This window comes from Polaromonas potterensis (genome assembly GCF_033446725.1).
Classification (GTDB): domain Bacteria; phylum Pseudomonadota; class Gammaproteobacteria; order Burkholderiales; family Burkholderiaceae_C; genus Polaromonas.
Window position 1 is genome coordinate 231323 of sequence record NZ_JAWQLX010000008.1, and the last position, 19328, is coordinate 250650.

Annotated in this window: 18 protein-coding genes and 1 other RNA gene; 12 read left to right on the forward strand and 7 right to left on the reverse strand. The window is 60.3% G+C overall.

All coding sequences use genetic code 11. The annotated features are described in order from the left end of the window. The first annotated feature begins 38 nt into the window (after positions 1–38). The 7 genes from R6254_RS15850 (at position 39) to rnk (ending at position 7200) form a co-directional block, all read left to right on the forward strand. Positions 39–1862 carry an ABCB family ABC transporter ATP-binding protein/permease gene (locus R6254_RS15850; protein ID WP_318408218.1) on the forward strand — a complete coding sequence of 608 codons (1824 nt, stop codon included), beginning with the start codon at positions 39–41 and terminating at the stop codon, positions 1860–1862. A gap of 145 nt (positions 1863–2007) precedes the next feature. Then, positions 2008–2946, forward strand: a complete 939-nt coding sequence (locus R6254_RS15855; protein ID WP_318408219.1) for a LysR substrate-binding domain-containing protein — start codon at positions 2008–2010, stop codon at positions 2944–2946. Positions 2947–3309: 363 nt separating this feature from the next. After that, complete coding sequence (locus tag R6254_RS15860) at positions 3310–4209, forward strand: amino acid ABC transporter substrate-binding protein (protein WP_318408220.1); 900 nt, start codon at positions 3310–3312, stop codon at positions 4207–4209. A 99-nt stretch (positions 4210–4308) separates the two neighbouring features. After that, entirely contained in the window at positions 4309–5031 is a 723-nt protein-coding gene (locus tag R6254_RS15865; protein ID WP_318408222.1) for an amino acid ABC transporter permease, read from the forward strand. 1 nt (position 5032) lies between these two features. Next, on the forward strand, positions 5033–5719 hold the full coding sequence (locus tag R6254_RS15870; RefSeq protein ID WP_318408223.1) for an amino acid ABC transporter permease: 687 nt from the start codon (positions 5033–5035) through the stop codon (positions 5717–5719). 28 nt (positions 5720–5747) lie between these two features. After that, a complete protein-coding gene (locus R6254_RS15875) occupies positions 5748–6485 on the forward strand; it encodes an amino acid ABC transporter ATP-binding protein (protein WP_318408225.1) in 738 nt (245 codons plus the stop codon). A gap of 295 nt (positions 6486–6780) precedes the next feature. Continuing rightward, on the forward strand, positions 6781–7200 hold the full coding sequence (gene rnk / locus R6254_RS15880; RefSeq protein ID WP_318408227.1) for a nucleoside diphosphate kinase regulator: 420 nt from the start codon (positions 6781–6783) through the stop codon (positions 7198–7200). Positions 7201–7275: 75 nt separating this feature from the next. Here the strand turns inward: rnk and R6254_RS15885 are convergent, their stop codons facing one another. The 3 genes from R6254_RS15885 to R6254_RS15895 are packed head-to-tail and all read right to left on the reverse strand — an operon-like array spanning position 7276 to position 10187. Then, positions 7276–8304 carry a DctP family TRAP transporter solute-binding subunit gene (locus R6254_RS15885; RefSeq protein ID WP_318408229.1) on the reverse strand — a complete coding sequence of 343 codons (1029 nt, stop codon included), beginning with the start codon at positions 8302–8304 and terminating at the stop codon, positions 7276–7278. 60 nt (positions 8305–8364) lie between these two features. Continuing rightward, the gene (locus R6254_RS15890; protein ID WP_318408230.1) at positions 8365–9663 is read right to left on the reverse strand and encodes a TRAP transporter large permease; all 1299 of its coding nucleotides are present in this window, start codon (positions 9661–9663) and stop codon (positions 8365–8367) included. Next, positions 9660–10187 carry a TRAP transporter small permease gene (locus tag R6254_RS15895; RefSeq protein ID WP_318408231.1) on the reverse strand — a complete coding sequence of 176 codons (528 nt, stop codon included), beginning with the start codon at positions 10185–10187 and terminating at the stop codon, positions 9660–9662. Before R6254_RS15895 ends, R6254_RS15890 begins: the two co-directional genes overlap by 4 nt. A gap of 231 nt (positions 10188–10418) precedes the next feature. On the opposite strand from R6254_RS15895, the gene pyrC reads away from it, so the two are divergent. The 4 genes from pyrC (at position 10419) to htpX (ending at position 13997) form a co-directional block, all read left to right on the forward strand. Next, positions 10419–11471 (forward strand): dihydroorotase, encoded by a 1053-nt coding sequence (pyrC, locus tag R6254_RS15900; protein ID WP_318408233.1) that lies wholly within the window; start codon positions 10419–10421, stop codon positions 11469–11471. After that, complete coding sequence (locus R6254_RS15905) at positions 11471–12241, forward strand: NYN domain-containing protein (protein ID WP_318408235.1); 771 nt, start codon at positions 11471–11473, stop codon at positions 12239–12241. Before pyrC ends, R6254_RS15905 begins: the two co-directional genes overlap by 1 nt. A gap of 23 nt (positions 12242–12264) precedes the next feature. Continuing rightward, positions 12265–12999: a DUF3025 domain-containing protein gene (locus tag R6254_RS15910; RefSeq protein WP_318408237.1), complete on the forward strand. Its 735-nt coding sequence runs from the start codon at positions 12265–12267 to the stop codon at positions 12997–12999. A 113-nt stretch (positions 13000–13112) separates the two neighbouring features. Further along, entirely contained in the window at positions 13113–13997 is an 885-nt protein-coding gene (htpX, locus tag R6254_RS15915) for a protease HtpX (protein WP_318408239.1), read from the forward strand. Positions 13998–14046: 49 nt separating this feature from the next. Here the strand turns inward: htpX and R6254_RS15920 are convergent, their stop codons facing one another. Further along, the gene (locus R6254_RS15920; protein ID WP_318408241.1) at positions 14047–14739 is read right to left on the reverse strand and encodes a ProQ/FINO family protein; all 693 of its coding nucleotides are present in this window, start codon (positions 14737–14739) and stop codon (positions 14047–14049) included. Between the two features lie 164 nt (positions 14740–14903). Next, a complete protein-coding gene (locus tag R6254_RS15925; RefSeq protein ID WP_318408242.1) occupies positions 14904–16604 on the reverse strand; it encodes an NAD(P)/FAD-dependent oxidoreductase in 1701 nt (566 codons plus the stop codon). 141 nt (positions 16605–16745) lie between these two features. Here R6254_RS15925 and rnpB point away from each other — a divergent pair. Further along, positions 16746–17073: RNase P RNA component class A (gene rnpB, locus R6254_RS15930), an RNA gene on the forward strand. Between the two features lie 100 nt (positions 17074–17173). Here rnpB and R6254_RS15935 read toward each other — a convergent pair. Together R6254_RS15935 and R6254_RS15940 are read right to left on the reverse strand one after the other, a co-directional pair. Then, positions 17174–18685 carry a tripartite tricarboxylate transporter permease gene (locus R6254_RS15935; protein ID WP_318408243.1) on the reverse strand — a complete coding sequence of 504 codons (1512 nt, stop codon included), beginning with the start codon at positions 18683–18685 and terminating at the stop codon, positions 17174–17176. A 10-nt stretch (positions 18686–18695) separates the two neighbouring features. Beyond that, on the reverse strand, positions 18696–19184 hold the full coding sequence (locus tag R6254_RS15940) for a tripartite tricarboxylate transporter TctB family protein (RefSeq protein ID WP_318408244.1): 489 nt from the start codon (positions 19182–19184) through the stop codon (positions 18696–18698). Positions 19185–19328 lie beyond the last annotated feature (144 nt).

The window sequence follows — 19328 nt, forward strand, 5'->3', positions numbered from 1 at the left end:
GTGAAGAAAATTTATAACAGACTGGACAATTGTCTCCGATGCGCTCTTACGCCCCTGCCACCGAAGCCCCGCCCGCCGCGGGCGCCCCCGCCAAACCCGTCCTGAACCGCTCCGACTGGGCCACCTTGCAGCGCCTGTTTCCCTATTTGTGGGACTATAAATGGCGGGTACTGGCCGCGCTGACCTTCATGATAGGCGCCAAGGTCGCCAACGTGGGTGTGCCGCTGCTGCTGAAAAACCTGGTCGATGCCATGAGTTTCAAGCCCGGCGATGTGCAGGCCGTGCTGGTGGTGCCGGCCGCCTTGCTGTTTGGCTACGGTTTGTTGCGGCTGTCCACCGCCTTGTTCACCGAGCTGCGCGAGCTGGTGTTTGCCAAGGCCACCGAAGGCGCGGCGCGGCGTATCTCGCTGGAAGTGTTTCGGCATCTGCATGCACTGAGCCTGCGTTTTCACCTGGAACGCCAGACCGGCGGCATGACACGCGACATCGAACGCGGCACCCGTGGTGTGCATTCGCTGATTTCGTATTCGCTTTACAGCATCATCCCGACCCTGATCGAAGTGACCTTGGTGCTGACTCTGCTGGCGGTCAAGTTCGACGTCTGGTTTGCCGGCATCACCATCATTGCGCTGGTGGTCTACATCACGTTCACAGTGACAGTGACCGAGTGGCGCACCAAGTTCCGCAAGGAAATGAACGAACTGGACTCCTCGGCGCACAGCCGCGCGATTGATTCCCTGCTCAATTACGAAACCGTCAAATACTTCAACAACGAAGACTTTGAGGCGCACCGTTACGACGAGAACCTGCTGCGTTACCGCCGCGCCGCCGTCAAGAGCCAGACCACCTTGAGCCTGCTCAACACCGGCCAGCAACTGATCATTGCCGCCGGCCTGGTGGCCATGTTGTGGCGCGCGACCCAGGGGGTGGTCGATGGCCGCATGACCTTGGGCGACCTGGTCATGGTGAATGCTTTCATGATCCAGCTTTACATTCCGCTGGGGTTTTTGGGCGTCTTGTACCGCGAGATCAAACAAAGCCTGACCGACCTGGCCAAGATGTTCAACCTGATGGAAAAAGAGCGCGAGGTCGCCGACCAGCCGGGTGCGCCGCAGCTCATGATCAGCGCCTCGCCCGAGGTGCGTTACGACCATGTGAGTTTTGCCTACGAGGCGGCGCGGCCGATTTTGCACGACATCAGTTTTGTGATTCCGGCGGGCAAGACGGTGGCCGTGGTCGGTTCGTCCGGCTCCGGCAAATCCACCCTGGCGCGGCTGCTGTTTCGGTTTTACGACGTGCAGCAGGGCTGCATCTCGGTGGCCGGGCAAGATATCAAACAAGTGACCCAGGCCAGCGTGCGCCAGGCCATAGGCATCGTGCCGCAGGACACGGTGCTGTTCAACGACACGGTGGAATACAACATCGCCTACGGCAAACCCGGCGCCAGCCGCGCCGAAGTGGAAGAGGCCGCCCGCGCGGCCCGCATCCATGACTTCATCAGTTCGACGCCGGCCGGTTACAACACCATGGTCGGCGAGCGTGGCCTCAAGCTGTCGGGCGGCGAGAAACAACGCGTGGCGATTGCCCGCACCCTGCTGAAAAACCCGCCCATCATGATTTTTGACGAAGCCACCTCGGCGCTGGACTCGGCCAATGAACGCGCGATCCAGGCGGAGTTGCGCAGCATCGCCGAAAACAAGACCACCCTGGTGATCGCGCACCGCCTGTCCACCGTGGTCGATGCGCATGAAATCCTGGTGATGGAGGCCGGGCGCATCATCGAACGCGGCACGCATGCTGAGCTGCTGGCCCTGGGCCAGCGTTATGCGGCCATGTGGTCGCTGCAGCAGAGTTCAGACTGATTTTTAAGTGTTTTAGGGCTGCAGCCCTCTACCCATGGGCGTAATTAGCTATATATTTGATAGCTTTTACCGGTAAGCGCCTGCCGGCACACCCTGCGGGATTCCCGTAGACCCAGGCGCATTTTCAACTCGCATAATTCAAATCATGGAAACCAAATGGCTGGAAGATTTTGTCAGTCTTGCTGAAACCCGCAGTTTCAGCCGGTCGGCGACCCTGCGTCATGTGACCCAACCGGCGTTCTCGCGCCGCATCCAGGCGCTGGAAGCCTGGGCCGGGACCGACCTGGTGGACCGCAGTTCTTACCCGACAAGGCTGACACCCGCCGGCGAAACCCTGTACAGCCAGTCGCTCGAAATGCTGCAAGGCCTGCAGTCGACCCGCGCCATGCTGCGTGGCCACAACTCGGCCGGGCATGACGTGATCGAGTTTGCCGTGCCGCACACCCTGGCCTTCACGTTTTTTCCGGCCTGGGTCAGCAGCCTGCGCGAGAAGTTCGGCCCCATCAAAAGCCGGCTGATTGCGCTCAATGTGCACGACGCGGTGTTGCGCCTGGTCGAGGGCAGCTGCGATTTGCTGATCGCCTACCACCACGACTCGCAACCTTTCCAGCTCGATGCCGACCGTTATGAAATGGTCAGCCTGGGGCAGGAGGTGCTGGCGCCTTTTGTCAAGGCCGATGGCAACGGCGAGCCGATGTTCCGGCTGCCGGGCCGCGCCGGCCAGCCACTGCCTTACCTGGGGTATGCGCCGGGCGCTTACCTGGGGCGAGTGGTGGACCTGATCCTCAAACAGTCGAGCACCGCCATCCACCTGGACCGGGTGTATGAAACCGACATGGCCGAGGGGCTCAAGGCGATGGCGCTGGAAGGCCACGGCATCGCGTTTTTGCCTTTGAGCGCCGTCAAGAAAGAAATCAAGGCGAAAAAACTGGTCAGCGCCGGTCCCGGGCTGGAAATGACCATGGACGTGCGGGTCTACCGTGAGCGGCCGACCGGCAAAGAGGCGGCGAAAAGCCCGGCGCAGGCGCTGTGGCACTTCCTCGAAAGCCAGGGCCAGCCCAAACCGCCGGCCAAACGCGCCTAGGTAACAACCCTGAGTCGTTATGAATCAAACGCATAATACGGCGCGGTATCAGCATTGGCTTTTGCGCGCCTGTAAATTTACAGTCCGGGACATTCCAGGCCGTTGAGGGTATACCTTCCTGGCCGGCCACACGGTTGGTTGGCACAAAGACTGCTTAGCTGGACACACCTGCCTGCCGGAAAAATCTGCATGCACACTTGGAGGGACGGCTTTCTTGTTTTATCTGCTGATGGCCCAGGCCTGTCACCGGGCCGGCCGGCCCTGTTCCGGTGCAAAGGCTGGGGTAAACCTTGGGGTTAGCCCGGGTAGCCACTCCTTAGAATGTCGTTCATCCACTATTTCATTTCAACCAAAGGAAATCCTATGAAAATCAAACTCGCCGCATTGGCCATTGCTGCCCTGGCCTCTGCCGGTGCATTTGCCCAGGCCACCGACACCATTGCCAAGGTCAAGGCCTCCGGCGTCGTGACCATGGGTGTTCGTGATTCTTCGGGTGCCCTGTCTTACACCCTGGGTGACGGCAAATACGCCGGTTACCACGTGGAAATCTGCCAGCGCGTGGTGGCCAGCCTTGAAAAAGCCGCAGGCCGCAAGCTGGAAATCAAATACCTGCCCGTGACCTCGCAAAACCGCATCCCTCTGGTGCAAAACGGCACGGTGGACCTCGAGTGCGGCTCGACCACCAACAATGCTACGCGCCAGAAAGACGTGGATTTCCTGCCCACCACCTTTGTTGAAGAAGTGCGTATCGCCGTGAAAGCCAACTCGGGCATTACCTCGATTGCCCAGCTCAACGGCAAAAACGTGGCCACCACGACCGGCACAACCTCGGTGCAAACCCTGCGCAAGAACGAACGCGCTACTGGCGTCGATTTCAAGGAAGTTTTCGGCAAGGATCACTCGGACAGCTTCCTGCTGCTGGAATCCGGCCGTGCTGACGCGTTTGTGATGGACGGCTCCATCCTGGCCGGCAATATCGCCACATCTAAAAACCCGGCCGACTACAAAATCGTCGGTGAAGTGCTGAGCGTCGAGCCCATCGCCATCATGATCCACAAGAATGACCCGGCCTTCAAAAAGCTCGGTGAGGACACCATCAAGGACATGATCAAGGCTGGCGACATGGCCAAGTTGTGGGACAAATGGTTCCTGCAGCCTATCCCTCCGAAAAACACCAAGGTGGGTCTGGCGCTCAGCGACAGCACCAAGGCTGCTTGGGCCAACCCTAACGACAAGCCCATGGAAGACTACGCCAAGAAATAAGCCTGGCAACTGAAGTCAAACAAACCCCGCCCGCGACAGTTCTGGCGGGGTTTGTTGTTTGTTGAGTGGTAGAGTGAAAAATTCCTGGCAGGAGTGAGCATGAATTGGGATTGGCAAGTATTTTTAAATGACGACGGCAGCGGCCGGACCTATCTGCAATGGATGTTCGACGCCTGGGGCTGGACCCTGGCGGTTGCTGGCTGCTCGTGGGTGGTAGCCATGTTGGCCGGCGGCCTGATGGGCACCTTGCGGACCTTGCCTAACAGCCCGTGGCTGGTGCGGCTGGCCAATGTCTGGGTCGAGCTTTTTCGCAACGTGCCTTTGCTCGTGCAGATTTTCATCTGGTATTTCGTCATACCCAAGATCTTCCCGTCCATGCAACAGGTGCCAGGTTTTGTGCTGGTGGTGTTTGCTTTGGGTTTTTTCACCTCGGCGCGTATCGCCGAGCAGATCAGGGCCGGCATCCAGGCCTTGCCGCGCGGTCAGCGTTATGCCGGTATGGCCATGGGTTTCACCACGGCGCAAACCTACCGTTATGTGATTTTGCCGATGGCGTTTCGCATCATCATCCCGCCGCTGACCAGCGAGTCGATGAATCTGCTTAAAAATTCATCCGTGGCTTTTGCCGTGTCGATTGCCGAGCTGACCATGTTCGCCATGCAGGCCCAGGAAGAAACCTCGCGTGGCATCGAGGTCTACCTGGCCGTGACGGTGCTGTATGCGATATCGGCTTTTGCCGTGAACCGTGTCATGGCTTTTGTCGAGAAGAAGCTCCAGATTCCGGGCTATGTTGTGGCCGGTGCAACCGGTGGGGGGCACTGATATGTTTGGTCTCGACATGAGTTTCCTGAACTGGGACATTATTTCCAAGTTCGTGATGAAGGGTTTCATCTTCAGCATAGAGCTGACGGTGATCGCCACCATAGGCGGCATTATTCTGGGCACCGTACTGGCCCTGATGCGTTTGTCCGGTGTGAAGTTGTTGACGATTCCCGCGACCTTTTACGTCAACGGCATGCGTTCGGTGCCGCTGGTCATGGTGATCCTCTGGTTCTACCTGCTGATGCCCAGTGCATTTTTCGAAATGATTCCCGGGGGTGCCAACAACCGCTCGGAAATTTCGGCCATCATCACCTTTATTGCGTTTGAAGCCGCTTATTTCAGCGAGATCATGCGGGCTGGTATCCAGTCCATCTCGCGTGGCCAGGTCAACGCGGGCCGGGCGCTGGGCATGACTTATGCGCAGAACATGCGCCTGATCGTGTTGCCTCAGGCCTTTCGCAACATGGTGCCGATTCTCCTGACGCAGACCATCATTCTGTTTCAGGACACCTCGCTGGTGTACGCCATCGGAGCTTATGACCTGCTCAAGGGCCTGACCACCGCTGGCAAAATTTACGGCCGGCCCGAAGAGGCCTACCTGCTGGCCGCCGTGGTTTATTTCGTGATCTGTTTTGGCTTGTCGTACATCGTCAAGCGCCTGCAAAACAAGATTGCCATCATTCGCTAACAAATGCCCAAGCTCTCCGGAGAATAAGATGATTGAACTCAAAGAAGTTTCCAAATGGTACGGTGCTGTGCAGGTGCTCAACAACTGCACAACCAGCATCAAAAAAGGCGAAGTGGTGGTGGTTTGCGGCCCGTCGGGTTCCGGTAAATCGACACTGATCAAAACCATCAATGCCCTGGAGCCTTTTCAGAAGGGCGAAATTTATGTGGATGGCCAGGCCGTGCACGACCCCAAGACCGACCTGCCCAAGCTGCGCTCCCGGGTCGGCATGGTGTTCCAGAATTTCGAGTTGTTCCCGCACCTGAACGTGACCGAAAACCTGACCTTGGCCCAGGTCAAGGTCTTGGGCCGCAAGCCCGACGAAGCCAAGACGCATGGCCTGAAGTACCTGGACCGCGTGGGCCTGATGGCACACAAGGACAAGTTTCCCGGCCAGTTGTCGGGCGGCCAGCAGCAGCGTGTGGCGATTGCCCGGGCGCTCAGCATGGACCCGATCGCCATGTTGTTTGACGAGCCGACCTCGGCGCTGGACCCGGAAATGGTCGGCGAGGTGCTGGACTGCATGATGGGCCTGGCCGTGGAAGGCATGACCATGATGGTGGTCACGCACGAGATGGGTTTTGCCCGCAAGGTCGGCAGCCGCGTGATTTTTATGGATGTGGGCGGCAAGATCCTGGAAGACTGCTCCAAGGACGAGTTTTTCAACCACCCGGAAAACCGCCAGGCCCGCACCAAGGACTTTCTCAACAAAATCCTGCAACATTAAGCGCCAAGGCCTCTCCTTGAGGCCAAATCGTATAATGGTCACTCATGCCTGCCACTTCCTTGATCACCTTGCGCATCACCAAGCGCCTTCTCACTGCCCAAATGGCCGTGCGTGGGTTGGCGGCTGAGCGCGCGGGTTTTCTGGTCCAGTGGCCGCATCAGCCGGTTGCACATTCCTGAGCCCGGCGATTCCCTTTCCCTTTCTTATCTAGCGCTACTTTCGGATCGTCGGGCCCCACCTCAGCGTGGCTTGCCCGGTAAGCCTGTCCCGGGCTATCTTGATCCAGGAGTTTTTCATGTTTGTTTCCACCCCCCAGTCGCGCACCATGACTGAATTGGACCATGTGCGTATTTCCAATCTTTTGCGCCATCCCTCAGGCAGGGCGTCGGCCGGAGAAGCTGCGATTGACGATGTGATTGACGGCGCCGAGCTGGTGTCCTCGTACGACGTGCCACCCCATGTCGTGACCATGTATTCTCAGGTGCTGATTGCCGACTCACAGACCGGGGAGCAGCGCAAGCTGACCTTGTGTTACCCGCATGATGCCGAGCCGGCCACGGGTTTTGTCTCGGTGTTGTCGCCGGTAGGCGCCGCCTTGCTGGGACTGTCGGTGGGGCAGACGGCGCGTTGGGCCAGCCCTCAGGGCGAGCCGGCGTCGGCTGAAATACTGAACCTGCTGTTTCAACCCGAAGAAAGCGGCGACTACCTGCTGTAAATCTCGGCCAGCACTTGAGAGGCGTCCAGAAAAAAGCCCTGAATCCGGGGCTTTTTCCATGGGGCCGGCAAACGCTTATTTCTTGCGCGCGGCAATCGACTTCTCTGCCGTGGTGACCAGGTTGGCACCAATCTGGTTTTTCCATTTGTCGTAGACCGGGCGTGTCATTTTCACAAAGGCTTCGCGCTCTTGCGGGCTCAGCTGGGTGATGGTGACGCCCAGTGCCGAGATTTCCTTGAGCAGGGGGCGGTCGGCTTCTGCCAGGCCTTTGCGGGCAATGGCGATTTCCTGCTTACCGGCATCGACGGCGGCCTGTTTCACGATGGCGCGGTCGGCTTCGGTCCAAGAGGCCCAGATGTCCTTGTTCACGACAAAAATCAGCGGATCGGCCACATAGCCCCACATCGTGATGTGTTTCTGCGCGACCGTGTGCAGCTTGGCGGCGGTGTACAGCGCCATCGGGTTTTCCTGGCCGTCCACCGCGCCAGTGGCCAGCGCAGGCTGCGCATCAGCCCAGCTCATTTGTGTGGGGTTGGCACCGAGTGCTGTGAAGGTGTCCAGGAACAGCGGTGAGCCGACAACTCGGATTTTCAAGCCCTTGAGGTCTTCCGGCTTTTTGATGGCCAGCTTGGAGTTGCTGATTTCGCGGTAGCCGTTTTCACCCCAGGCCAGTGGCATCACGCCGGCCTTGTCGATGACCCTGAAAATTTCCTTGCCCACTTCACCCTGGGTCAAGGCGTCCATGGCCGCGTAGTCGGGCATCAGGAAGGGCAGCGAGAAAAGATTGAGCTCCTTGACCTGCGGCGACCAGTTGATGGTCGAACCCACGGCCATGTCGATCACGCCCTGGCGGATAGCACTGAATTCGCGCGTCTGGTCGCCCTGGATCAGCGAGACGCCGGGATAGAGCTTGATGTTGATACGACCCTGGGTGCGTTCGCGCACCATGTTGGCCCAGATTTCACCGCCCTTGCCCCAGGGGAAAGCGGGGCCGAGGACCAGCGACATCTTGTACTCGGGCTTGTAGGTTTGCGCGGAGGCGCCAGCCGTGAAGGCCAGTGCCGTGGCGGCCAGCGCAAGGCCGAGGATGGATTTAAATTTCATGGCAACAGTCTCCTTTATAAAAACTTCGGGGTTCAACTTCAAAACGTCACTGCGTGGGGCTCAGTAGCCCAGCTTGCGCGGCAGCCACAAGGCCAGTTCCGGGAAGGCGATCACCGCCACCAGCACCAGGAACATCGCCCCCAGCATCCAGACCACCCAGCGCACGGTTTCTTCCATGCGGACATTGGCGATACGGCACGAGACCATCAGGTTGACGGCGAGCGGCGGCGTGAACTGGCCCAGCGCGACCTTGAGCGTGAGGATGACGCCAAACCACACCAGGTCCCAGTTGTAATACTGGGCAATCGGCAACAGCAGGGGCACAAAAATCAGGAAGATGGAGATACCGTCGAGGAACATGCCGACCGTGATCAGCATCAGAATCAGCAGCGCCAAAATGCCGTATTCGCCAAGGCCCGAAGAAACGATGGCCCGGGTGATCGGGTCGATCACGCCCAGCGTGTTCAGCGAGTAGGCAAAGATACCCGCCAGCGAGACCACCAGCAGGATCACGGCGGACAACTCACCCGACTCCCGCAGGATGGGGAAGAGGTCGCGGATGCCGATGGTGCGGTGGATCACCATGCCTACAAACAGACCGTAGAACACGGCGACCACGGCGGCTTCGGTCGGCGTGAACCAGCCGGCCCGCATGCCGCCCAGAATCAGCACCGGGGCGGCCAGGCCCCAGATCGCATCCTTGAAACTGGCCCAGAAGGGCGGGCGCGGCATGCTGGCTTCCAGGGCGCCCATCTTGTGTTTGCGCGAGAGCCAGACGGCCGGCACGATCAGCGCCAGGCCGGCGAGGATGCCCGGAATCATGCCGGCGGCAAACAGGGCGGGCACCGAAGCGCCCGGGACCAGTACTGAATAAATGATAAAGGCCACCGAGGGCGGAATCAGGATGTCGGTAGCCGCCGCCGCGCCCACCACGCTGGCCGAGAAAGACGCCGGGTAACCGGCACGGTTCATGGCTGCAATCATCACGCCGCCCACAGCCGCGGCGCAGGCCGGGCCAGAGCCCGAAATACCGCCCAGAAACATGGCCACGGCAATCGCCACCAGTGGCAACATGCCGGGGCCGCGCCCGACAATCGCGACCGCAAAATTGACCAGTCGGAGCGCGACACCGGAGCGGTCAAAAATCGAGCCGACCAGCACAAACATGGGAATGGCCAGCAGCGGGTATTTGCCCAGACCGGCGTAGAAATTTTGCGGCACGGCGAGCAGGCCGAACCACTGGGCATCGGCATTGGCCAGCGCAATCGCCACCGCGCCGGCCAGTCCCAGCGCCGCGCCAATCGGCACGCCCACCAGCATCATGGCGATAAACCCCAGAAACAGCAGCGTGGCGATCATGCGGACCGTCCGCGGCGAATAAAAAGGCCGACCGCACGCAGCGCGATGCCAAAGGACAAAATCGGCAGCCAGACCGAATACCACCACTGCGGAACCCCAATGCCCGGCGAGGTTTCGTCAAAGCGGTAGTCGTCCCACACCAGGCGAAGGCTCAACACGCCGATCAGCGTAAACAGCAGGGCCACCAGCACGGCGCCAAAACGCGCCAGCGTCTTGCGCCTGGCCATGGAGCCACTTTCTGAAAAATACTCGATGCGGATATGCCGGTCGCGCGCGACGGCGGCCGAGCTGCCCACCAGGGCCAGCACAATCATCAAAAACACCGAGAACTCTTCGGTCCAGGCAAAGGACTGGCTGGTGAAATAACGGGCAATCACATTGGCGAAGGTGATCAGCGCCAGCGCACCCATCACCAGCACGGTGAGCCAGTCTTCAATCTTGAGCGGGACCTTGACGGGTTCATCGGCCTCGGGGGGCACAGGCGTGGCTTCTGGCGCTTGACCAGCATCGGGCAGGGAAGGCATGGGGAATGAAGCTTCTAATAGTTGGAGTAGCCGCGATTATCTATAGCCGCCCGGAGGTTTGACCGGAATTGCGCGGAAACTGCGGGAGTCGCCTGCGGAGCCGTCGGTGATTCTATAGGCGGGTATGCGCTTGCTGCATCCGGACTTTCCTTATGTGTACTTACGAAATGTCCAGGCTTCCAATGGCCGCCGCCGGACCACCCACCCGCCACCAATGCGACAATTGGGCCCATGACTTCAGCCTCCACCCTCACCATTACCCGCCCTGACGACTGGCATTTGCACGTGCGCGATGGCGAAGCGCTCAACACCGTGGTGCCGCACACGGCCGCGCAGTTTGGCCGCGCCATCATCATGCCCAACCTCAGGCCGCCGGTGACCACGGCCGCCCAGGCCGTCGCCTACCGTGAACGTATCCAGGCCGCGGTGCCGGCGGGTGTGGCCTTCGAGCCGCTGATGACCTTGTACCTGACCGACAACCTGCCGCCCGATGAAATCCAGCGGGCCAAGGACGCCGGGGTGGTCGCGCTCAAGCTTTACCCGGCGGGTGCCACCACCAACAGCGATGCCGGCGTGACCGATTTGCGCAAGACCTACAAAACGCTGGAAGCCATGCAGCGTGCAGGGCTGCTGCTGCTGGTGCACGGCGAGGTGACCTCGCCCGAGATCGACCTGTTTGACCGTGAGGCGGTGTTTATCGACACCCAGCTGATTCCGCTGCGCCGGGATTTCCCCGAACTCAAAATCGTGTTTGAACACATCACGACCAAAGACGCCGCCGATTACGTGCGCGACGCTGACAGCTTCACCGGGGCCACCATCACGGCCCACCATCTGCTGTACAACCGCAACGCTATTTTTACCGGTGGCATCCGTCCGCATTATTACTGTCTGCCGGTGCTCAAGCGCGAAACCCATCGCGTCGCCCTGGTCGAGGCCGCCACCGGTGGCAATCGCCGCTTCTTCCTGGGTACCGACAGCGCGCCGCACCCGGCCCACCTGAAAGAACACGCCACCGGCTGCGCCGGTTGTTACACCGCACATGCGGCCATGGAGCTGTACGCCGAGGCCTTTGATGCGGCCGGCGCGATGGACCAACTCGAAGCTTTTGCCAGCTTCAATGGCGCTGATTTCTACAAGCTGCCGCGCAACCAGGGCACCATCACCTTGACCAAGGAAAGCTGGATGCCGCCCGAGAGTTTTGTATTTGGCGAGGCCGAACTCAAACCGCTGCGTTCGGGCGAGGCGCTGGCCTGGAAGTTGAGTGTCGACGGGAGGGTCTGATGGAGCGAAAACCCCGTGTTGCGCTGCTGATTGATGCCGACAACTCGCCGGCTTCAAAAATTGACCTGATCCTCAACGAGCTTTCCACCTTTGGCGAAACCAATATTCGCCGCGCCTACGGCAACTGGAAAAAGAGCGAACTCAAGGGTTGGGAAGAAGCGCTGCACGAACACGCGATACGCCCGATGCAGCAGTTCGACTACAGCAAGGGCAAAAACGCCAGCGACATGGCCATGGTGATTGATGCGCTGGAGTTGCTCTACACGGATCGCCCCGATGCGTTCGGCATTGTGTCGTCCGACGCGGACTTCACGCCGCTGGTGATGCATCTGCGCGCCAAGGGTGCTGCCGTGTATGGCTTTGGCGCGCAAAAAACGCCAGAGCCTTTTGTCAACGCCTGCTCGCGTTTTTTGTACCTCGACAAGCTGCGGCCCATGGCCACGGGTGATGTCGCTGCTGGCAGCCGCGAAGAGGCTGACGCCGTGGCGGCAGCGCCCCTGCGCGCGACGCCAGCGCAACTCAAGCAGGACGCCAAGCTGGTCATGTTGCTGCGCAACGCCGTGCAGGCTGCCGCCGACGACGAGGGCTGGGCCCGTGTCGGTGCGGTTGGCACACAAATCGCCAACCAGGCCTCGTTTGACCACCGCAACTACGGTTATGCAACCTTGACCAAATTGCTGGTGGCCACCCAGCTGTTCGAGATCGCCGACGAAGGCAAATCGACAGTGGCCGTGCGCGACCGGCGCCTGAACAAACCCGGCAAGGCTTGACGCCCTTGCGCGAGGGGGCTGCCATGCAGGCCATTGACTGGCATCGGCCCTGGCTGCAGGGCTGGCAAGAACCGGGCGAGCGTGTCGCCCAGCGTGCGGCGGCCGGCATGTCATTGGCGCAGGCGCTGAATGCCGAGGTGGGCGCGCCGGTCCGGTTTGTGCCGCAGGACGCGTTGCCCGCCGAACTCGCTTATGAAGACTATATTTTTCGCAGCCGGCAGTGCCCGACACGCGACAACCTGCATGACTTTTTCAATGGTTTGTGCTGGCTGCGTTTTCCGCAGACCAAACAAAGGCTGAACCAGTTGCAGGCGGCGCAGATTGAAGCGCAGGGGATTTTGCCGACGCGCGGCCCGGTGCGTGACGCCTTGACGCTGTTTGATGAAAATGCTGCCTTGCTGAGTGCGCCGCCGCCAATCTGGGATGCGCTGCTGGCCAAGGACTGGCCCACGCTGTTTATCGAGCTGCGGCCACTCTGGGCACAGGCCCGCTTGTATCTGTTTGGCCATGCGCTGCTGGAGAAGCTGGTTGAGCCACGAAAACCGATCACGGCCCATGTGTACCGGGCGCCAGTAGCTATTAATTCCATAGCGGATCTGGATGCCTGGGTGGCGCAGGACCTGAGCCCGGAAAAACTCGCTGGCAAGCCGTTTGCGCCATTGCCGGTGCTGGGTGTGCCGGGTTGGTGGCCGGAAAACGAGAACTTTTCCTTTTATGATGACTCCTTTGTATTCCGGCCGCAGAGGCCGCTGTCGTAAGAACCTAGAACAACAGAAAACGGCCGGCCACTGCCCGCGCGACTTGATATGGGCCTGGCTGCCCTCATGTTTTGCGCAAGGCGGACTTTAATCACCGATCCCACGGAGAACCCATGAAACGTATATTTTTATTTGTGATGACCAACCTCGCGGTGGTGGTGGTGCTAGGCATCGTCGCCAACCTGCTGGGTGTCAACCGCTTCCTCACGGCAAACGGGCTGAACCTGAGCGCCTTGCTCGGCTTCGCGCTGGTCATGGGTTTTGGCGGTGCCATCATTTCACTGTTGATCAGCAAGCCAGTGGCCAAATGGAGCGCCGGCGTGCGCATCATCAACAACCCGCAAAACGCCGACGAAGCCTGGATTGTCGACACCGTTCGCAAACTGGCTGACAAAGCGCAAATCGGCATGCCCGAGGTCGGCATCTTCGAGGGCGCACCGAATGCCTTCGCCACCGGCGCCTTCAAGAATTCGTCACTCGTTGCCGTCTCCACCGGTTTGCTGCAAGGCATGACGCGGGAAGAGATCGAGGCCGTGATCGGCCATGAGATTGCCCACGTGGCCAATGGCGACATGGTCACCATGGCCTTGATCCAGGGCGTGATGAACACCTTTGTGGTCTTCCTCAGCCGCGTGATCGGTTATGCGGTGGACAGCTTTTTGCGCAAGGGCAATGACAACAACTCCGGCCCCGGCATCGGTTATTACGTCAGCACCATCGTGCTGGATATCGTGCTCGGTTTTGCCGCTGCGATTGTGGTGGCCTGGTTCTCACGGCATCGCGAGTTCCGTGCCGATGCCGGCGCAGCGCAACTGCTGGGTCGCAAGCAACCCATGATCAACGCGCTGGCCCGCCTGGGTGGCATGGTGCCCGGCGAGTTGCCCAAGGCGGTGCAGGCCATGGGTATCACCGGCAACATCGGCAAGTGGTTTGCAACCCACCCACCGATTGAAGAACGTATTGCCGCGCTGCAAAACGCGCAACCCGGCCAGGTTTAAAAAGCCCAAGCGCGATTGAAAAAGCCGCTGCAGACCGCAGCGGCTTTTTTTATGCCGCGCTGGTGCTGTTGGCGGCTTGCTCCAGGCGCACGCGCGCCAGGGTGGTGTTGACTTCGGCCGGGTCCATGCCGTACATGTCGGCAAATTCGGCTTCCGTGCGGCCGCTGGCGTCGAAGGCGCGCAGCAAGGCTTCACGTTTGGCCGCCTGCACGCCCAGTTCGGCCAGGGCGTCGTCGAGCAAGGCATTGGTGGCTTCGTCCTGCATCCGCACCAGCACGGCGTAGTCTTCGCGCGACAGGCCCGAGGCTTCCACGGCATGCATCAGGCGCTCACGCAAGCGGGGGCGCAGGTCGTCGCGCGAGCGGGCCTGGCGGCGCCGGAACAGCTCCAGGATCGCGTGGTGCACATGTTCAGGTGCCACCGGCTCCACCGGGTTGCCATCCAGGTCGTGGCGCGCGTGACCGGCGGCCACGCTTTCCAGATAAGGCGTGGAGCGCGCATGTTGGCCCATGGCCAGCTTGAGCTCGTCTTTTTTGAAGTCCTCGGGATGGCGGGCCAGCAAGTCCTGGAACACGCCGAGTTTGAGTGGCAGAAATTGCGCGCCAAACAGCTTGGGGTAGAACTCAAACAGGCGCTGCAGCACCGGGTTGACCGGGCGTGCCTTCTGCTGTGTGGGTGCGGGCCGGCGCCGGCGGTCAGGACGGCGCGTGTTGTTGGGCGTGGCGGAAGGGGTGTCGGTCATGTCGTCGCTTCAGATCATGGGTGGTTGGGCTGCGGCCGGAGGGAGGTCCGGGCCGCACGTGGCAAATGCCTGGCAGCACGCCAAACTGGAAAAGAGGTTGGCCGGATGTTAGCGCGGCCTGAAAGGTATGAAGAGATTGTCGGTCATGCAGGGCTCCTGACGATTCAGGCTGCGCCCGTGATGCTCCGCGCGACGGCCTCGGCCACCTCGATGCCGTCCACGCCGGCTGACAAAATGCCGCCCGCGTAGCTGGCACCTTCGCCGGCCGGGTACAGGCCCTTGACGTTGAGGCTCTGGAAGTTGTCACCGCGCGTCATTTTGAGCGGGGACGAGGTGCGTGTTTCCACACCGGTCAAGACCGCGTCGTGCATGTCGAAACCGCGTATTTTTTTGCCGAAGGCCGGAATCGCTTCGCGCATCGCCGTAATCGCGTAGTCCGGTAGGGCGCTGGCCAGATCGGTCATGAGTACGCCGGGTTTGTACGACGGCTCCACGCTGCCGAGCTGTGTCGAGGCCTGGCCGGCCACAAAGTCGCCGACCAACTGGCCCGGCGCTTCGTAATTGCTGCCGCCCAGGGTGAAGGCGTGGGATTCAAGCTGGCGCTGGAATTCGATGCCCGCCAGCGGCCCGCCGGGGTAATCGCCAGGGGTAATGCCGACCACGATGCCGGCGTTGGCATTGCGTTCGTTGCGCGAATACTGGCTCATGCCGTTGGTCACGACACGGTTGACCTCCGACGTGGCGGCCACCACGGTGCCGCCCGGACACATGCAAAAGCTGTAGACCGAGCGACCGTTGCTCGCGTGGTGCACCAGTTTGTAGTCGGCCGCGCCCAGCAGGGGGTGACCGGCGTGCTGGCCGAGCCGTGCGCGGTCAATCAGGCCTTGCGGGTGTTCAATGCGAAAACCCACGGAGAAGGGTTTGGCTTCCATGTAGACACCGCGTTCGTGCAGCATGGTGACGGTGTCGCGCGAGCTGTGGCCCAGCGCCAGAACCACATGGTCGGCGCGCAACTCGTAATTTGTTCCATCGTTCAGGTTCTGCACGGTCAGGCCACGCATCTGGCCGTCCTCGATCAACACATCGCTGACACGTTGTTCGAAACGCACCTCGCCGCCCAGCGCGATGATTTGTTCGCGCATGTGTTCCACCACCTTGACGAGTTTGAAGGTGCCGATGTGTGGCTTGCTAACCAGCAAAATTTCGGGTGGCGCGCCGGCCTTGACGAACTCCGTCATGACCTTGCGACCCAGGTGGCGCGGGTCCTTGATCTGGCTGTAAAGCTTGCCGTCTGAAAAGGTGCCGGCGCCGCCTTCACCAAACTGCACATTGGATTCGGGGTTGAGTATCTTTTTGCGCCAGAGGCCCCAGGTGTCCTTGGTGCGTTCTCGGACTTTTTTGCCGCGCTCCAGGACGATGGGTTTAAACCCCATTTGCGCCAGCAACAGGGCCGCAAAAATCCCGCAAGGGCCAAAACCGACGACCACAGGCCGTACGGCAGGCGCGGGATCGGCTTGTGCCACCGGGTAGTAGGCCTGGTCCGGCGAGGGCCGGATATGCGGGTTGCCCGCGAACTTCACGAGCAACTCGGCTTCGAGCGTGGAGACGTTTCTCGACGGGCCGCCCCTAGGAAAATTAGCCCCCTCGGGGGGCAGCGCGGTACGCGAAGCGACAAGCGTGGGGGCCAGTTCGACGTCAACGATATAGACCAGCAGCAGTTTCTGCTTGCGTGCGTCGTAGCTGCGTTTGTAAATGCTGTGGCTGAGGAGGTCGCCGGAGGCAATGCCCAGTGTTTTGGCGATCAGCAGGGGGAGTGCGTCATCCGCGTGGTCGAGCGGGAGCTTGAGTTCATTCAGGCGAATCATGGGGGCCGGGTACTTTCGTGGATCTGTTTTTCGGATCGGGCTCCATTTTAAGCGGTCTGTACTTATCCTTTGGCTGTAATTCGCTATTGAATTGATAGCGCATCAAGAATCCTCCGAAAAAACGCGGATAATCAGACCCGTGAAGCCTGCCAGACCGCCGCTGGTGCAATTCCCGAAAGGGAGCACTGGAGGAACGTCCGGACTGCACAGGACAGCGTAGGAGGTAACACCTCTCCACCGTGAGGTGAGGATTAGAGCAACAGAGACGAGCCGGTTAAGTCCGGGTGAAACGGGCAATCTCTACGCGCAGCAATACCAAGTAGGCCAGCGTTGATGTGGTTCCGCAGAGCTGGCGGGTAGGTAGCACCGAGCCGGGTGGGCGACCCCCGGCCCAGATTAATGGCGGTCACACCGGGTCATCGCAAGATGGCCAGGCGCACAAAATCCGGCTTATCGGCGGGCTTCACACTTTTATTGACGACGGATGCAAGGCTGCTGATGCAGCAGCCTTGAATTCAAGCGGCCGCCCTGAACGAGGTTTAACACTCAAGCGGGGCACGGCCAGCGGCCTATGCTTCAACAAAAGCCTCTTCACGCTTCTTTTTCACCGACGGCAACAGCACCACCAAGAGCAGCAGCACACAGGCCACCAGCAAGCCGGCGGACAGCGGACGCGTGACAAAGGTGCTCCAGTCGCCGCGCGAGAGCAGCAGTGCCCGGCGCAGGTTTTCTTCCATCATCGGACCCAGAATCAGGCCCAGCAGCAGGGGCGCAGGTTCCGTTTTGAGTTTCAGAAAAATGTAGCCAATCACGCCAAAAACGCCCACCACCCAGATGTCCCAGGTGTTGTTGTTGGTCGAATAAACACCAATCGCACAGAACAACACAATCGCCGGGTAGAGGTAGCGGTAAGGCACGGTCAGCAGCTTGATCCAGAGACCGATCAGCGGCAGGTTCAGGATGACCAGCATCGCGTTACCGATCCACATTGAGGCAATCAGGCCCCAGAACAGCTCCGGGTTGCTGGTCATCACCTGCGGACCGGGCTGGATGTTGTGAATCGTCATGGCCCCCACCATCAAGGCCATCACGACGTTGGAGGGAATGCCCAGGGTCAGCAGGGGGATGAAGGAAGCTTGCGCGCCGGCATTGTTGGCCGCCTCGGGGCCGGCCACGCCGCGGATGTTGCCTTCGCCGAACGGCACTTCACCGGCCCGACCCTTGACTTTTTTCTCCAGGGTGTAGGCCGCAAAGGCCGACAGCGTGGCACCGCCTCCCGGCAGGATGCCCAGCGCGCAACCGAGCGCGGTGCCGCGCAAGACGGCAGGCACCATATCCTTGAAGTCCTGTTTGGTCGGGTACAAGCCCTGAATCTTGACGTTAAACACTTCGCGCTGGGCCTCGCGCTGGGCCAGGTTGCTGATGATTTCACCGTAACCAAAAATACCCATGGCAATGGCCACAAAACCAATACCGTCGGTCAACTCGGGCACGTCAAAGCTGAAACGTGCGACGCCAGAGTTCACGTCGGTGCCGACAAGACCCAGCAGCAGACCCAGCAGAATCATGCCGACCGCCTTCAACAGCGAACCTGATGCCAACACCACGGCGCCGATCAGGCCCAGTGTCATCAAGGCAAAATATTCGGCCGGGCCAAATTTGAAGGCCAGTTCGGTCAGCGCCGGCGCAAAGGCCGCGATCATCACAGTACCCACACAACCGGCAAAAAACGAGCTCAGGCCGGCCGCGGACAGCGCCGGCCCCGCTCGACCTTTTTTGGCCATCTGGTAACCATCGATCACGGTGACGACGGAGGAAGATTCACCCGGCAGATTGACCAGAATGGCGGTGGTGGAGCCGCCGTACTGGGAACCATAATAAATACCGGCCAGCATGATCAGGGCCGCCACCGGAGGCAGTGCGTAGGTGGCCGGCAGCAGCATGGCAATCGTGGCCGCCGGGCCTATGCCCGGCAAGACGCCGATCAAGGTGCCCAGCAGGCAACCGACAAAGGCATACATGAGGTTGATCGGTGTAAACGCGACGCTAAAACCCAGGGATAAATTTGAAATCAGATCCATATTTTTCTCCTTAGCCTGTGATGAACTCAGGCCACACCGGGAACTGCAGCGCCAGCGCCATGACGAAAACCAGGTAGCTGCCGACTGCCAGCACGGTGGCCAGGACGAAGGTTCTCTTGAATTTCCAGTCGGGCTGGGCCATGCTGGCAATAAAGGTCAAGGCATAAATCGCAATGATCAAGCCGAAGGCCGGCAGATTAAAGTCGCGCAGACCGGCCAGCAAAACGCCGAAGACGATGTTGGCGGCAATGATGTAGAACAGCGGCCGCCAAGCCCAGGCGCCGATTTTTTCGCCGTCTTCGGTTTCGAGCGTCAGCGCCTTGACCGTGATGATGGCCCCGACCAGGGCCATCAGGATGCCCAGTATCAGCGGGAAGTAGCCCGGCCCCATGCGGGCGCCCGAACCGATGTTGTAGTTGGTTGCACCCCATGCAAACGCCACGCCGGTGCCAATGAACATCAGTCCGGAATAGAAGTCGGGTTGACTCTTGATTTTCAAAGTTTGTCTCCGTTTTATTTAAGATTAATCAATGAATGGCGCACGCAACACAGCCCGCCACATGCGCGCGTGACCCAGCAAAGAGGAGTGATTTGCAGATACCACCCGCCGAATGACGGGCATGCGTCACTGGACAGGACGGTC

Bases quoted from the DNA above. Each gene is read 5' to 3' on its own strand.
- R6254_RS15850 (WP_318408218.1), top strand. From the start codon at position 39: ATGCGCTCTTACGCCCCTGCCACCGAAGCCCCGCCCGCCGCGGGCGCC.
- R6254_RS15855 (WP_318408219.1), top strand. From the start codon at position 2,008: ATGGAAACCAAATGGCTGGAAGATTTTGTCAGTCTTGCTGAAACCCGC.
- R6254_RS15860 (WP_318408220.1), top strand. From the start codon at position 3,310: ATGAAAATCAAACTCGCCGCATTGGCCATTGCTGCCCTGGCCTCTGCC.
- R6254_RS15865 (WP_318408222.1), top strand. From the start codon at position 4,309: ATGAATTGGGATTGGCAAGTATTTTTAAATGACGACGGCAGCGGCCGG.
- R6254_RS15870 (WP_318408223.1), top strand. From the start codon at position 5,033: ATGTTTGGTCTCGACATGAGTTTCCTGAACTGGGACATTATTTCCAAG.
- R6254_RS15875 (WP_318408225.1), top strand. From the start codon at position 5,748: ATGATTGAACTCAAAGAAGTTTCCAAATGGTACGGTGCTGTGCAGGTG.
- rnk (WP_318408227.1), top strand. From the start codon at position 6,781: ATGTTTGTTTCCACCCCCCAGTCGCGCACCATGACTGAATTGGACCAT.
- R6254_RS15885 (WP_318408229.1), bottom strand. From the start codon at position 8,304: ATGAAATTTAAATCCATCCTCGGCCTTGCGCTGGCCGCCACGGCACTG.
- R6254_RS15890 (WP_318408230.1), bottom strand. From the start codon at position 9,663: ATGATCGCCACGCTGCTGTTTCTGGGGTTTATCGCCATGATGCTGGTG.
- R6254_RS15895 (WP_318408231.1), bottom strand. From the start codon at position 10,187: ATGCCTTCCCTGCCCGATGCTGGTCAAGCGCCAGAAGCCACGCCTGTG.
- pyrC (WP_318408233.1), top strand. From the start codon at position 10,419: ATGACTTCAGCCTCCACCCTCACCATTACCCGCCCTGACGACTGGCAT.
- R6254_RS15905 (WP_318408235.1), top strand. From the start codon at position 11,471: ATGGAGCGAAAACCCCGTGTTGCGCTGCTGATTGATGCCGACAACTCG.
- R6254_RS15910 (WP_318408237.1), top strand. From the start codon at position 12,265: ATGCAGGCCATTGACTGGCATCGGCCCTGGCTGCAGGGCTGGCAAGAA.
- htpX (WP_318408239.1), top strand. From the start codon at position 13,113: ATGAAACGTATATTTTTATTTGTGATGACCAACCTCGCGGTGGTGGTG.
- R6254_RS15920 (WP_318408241.1), bottom strand. From the start codon at position 14,739: ATGACCGACACCCCTTCCGCCACGCCCAACAACACGCGCCGTCCTGAC.
- R6254_RS15925 (WP_318408242.1), bottom strand. From the start codon at position 16,604: ATGATTCGCCTGAATGAACTCAAGCTCCCGCTCGACCACGCGGATGAC.
- R6254_RS15935 (WP_318408243.1), bottom strand. From the start codon at position 18,685: ATGGATCTGATTTCAAATTTATCCCTGGGTTTTAGCGTCGCGTTTACA.